The following is a 915-nucleotide window of genomic DNA, read 5'->3' on the forward strand; positions in this document are numbered from 1 at the left end:
CCGCCTCCCCCGCCGCGGCCCCCGCGCCCGAGCCGACCCCCGTCGTACTGCCAAGCGGCGTCTTCGGCGCCGCCTTCGTCGCCCGCGACACGCCGCCCGAGAACCTCTCGACGAGCACGGTGACGACCGCGACGCTCGACCTCGCCGGCAACACCGCGCGCATCTCCGGCAGCACGCAGGGCGGCGCCGGCAGCAGCAGCTTCAACACCGGCCCGCTCGCGAGCACCGGCACCTGGCAGACGGTCACCGGCAACGACCAGCGCGTCGTGGCCTATGGCAGCGGCGCGTCACGCGCCGTGCTGTCGGACGGCACGACCTCGCGCCCGATGACAGCCGTCACCTATGGCATCTGGTCGAGCCCCAACCTGTCCGCGCCCGGCACGCCGACCGTCGCCCATGCCGCCGCCTTCGGCTTCCCGACACCCGTGACGCTGCTGCCCGTCGCCGGCACGGCGACCTATCAGGGCGCCGCGCTCATCCAGGGGCAGTCGCCGGGCGTGGCGCCGAGCTTCTCCACCGCGACCGTCACGCTCGGCGTGGACTGGGCCGCCGCGCGGATCGGCGGGACGATCGGCGACTCCCGCCAGGTCCTGCCCGGCGCCTGGCAGCAGATGCCCGGCCTCACGCTGCAGAACGTCGCCTTCAGCCGCAACACCGGCACCTTCGCGGGCAACGCGACGGAGACCGTCGCGCGGCTCGGCCTCACCGGCCAGTATGGCGGCCAGTTCTTCGGCACGGATGGGCGCGAGGTCGGCGGCTCCTTCGCCGTGACGAACGGCGCGGCCTCCTTCATCGGTGCCTTCGGCGCCAGCCGCTGACGGCGCCGCGCGCGCAGGGCTGCGCCGCGGCCTGCTTGCGCTGCTGCTCGCCGTCGCCGCGCCGGTGGCGCTGGCGCGGCCCGACCCGGCCCCTATC

1 protein-coding gene is annotated in these 915 nt (G+C 75.6%); it reads left to right on the plus strand.

The annotated features are described in order from the left end of the window. On the plus strand, positions 1-818 hold an 818-nt coding region (locus L2I40_RS23785), incomplete at its 5' end, for a transferrin-binding protein-like solute binding protein (RefSeq protein WP_237217816.1). Positions 819-915 lie beyond the last annotated feature (97 nt).

Source organism: Falsiroseomonas oryziterrae (assembly GCF_021864505.1).
Classification (GTDB): domain Bacteria; phylum Pseudomonadota; class Alphaproteobacteria; order Acetobacterales; family Acetobacteraceae; genus Falsiroseomonas; species Falsiroseomonas oryziterrae.